Below are 439 nucleotides of genomic sequence, written 5' to 3' on the forward strand. Positions count from 1 at the left end.
GAGGCGCTGGCCGAGGCGGAGACCGAACTGGAGAGGCGGGGCCTGCGGGTGGAACGCGGGGACCGGGCCGGGGCGCGTTCCCGCGGTGTGTCGGAGTACGTCGCCTTCGACGACCCGTTCGGCAACCGGGTCGAACTGGCCGCGGCGCAGTACCGGTGCGCGGACCCGGTGCGGCTGACCCGGGGGTCCGGGATCACCGAGTTCGGGCACCTGTGCCTCGACGCCCCCGACGTGCACGAGGCGTACCGCTTCTGGTCCACCACCTTCAACGCCCGCGTGTCGGACTGGGTCGGAGACGGCGCCTGCCTGATGCGCATCGACCCGGTCCACCACAAACTCGCCGTGTTCCGCGGCGAGGAGGCGGCGCTCTGCCACATCAACTTCCAGGTCGCGTCCCTCGACGACATCTTCCGCAACTGGCACTTCCTGGTCGACCAGG

Annotated in this window: 1 protein-coding gene; it reads left to right on the forward strand. The window is 71.1% G+C overall.

Going from position 1 to position 439, the window contains the following annotated elements; translation table 11 throughout:
• On the forward strand, positions 1-439 hold a 439-nt coding region (locus BEK98_RS47370; RefSeq protein WP_483027332.1), incomplete at both ends, for a VOC family protein.

The sequence above is a fragment of the Streptomyces diastatochromogenes genome (assembly GCF_002242805.1).
GTDB lineage: Bacteria > Actinomycetota > Actinomycetes > Streptomycetales > Streptomycetaceae > Streptomyces > Streptomyces diastatochromogenes.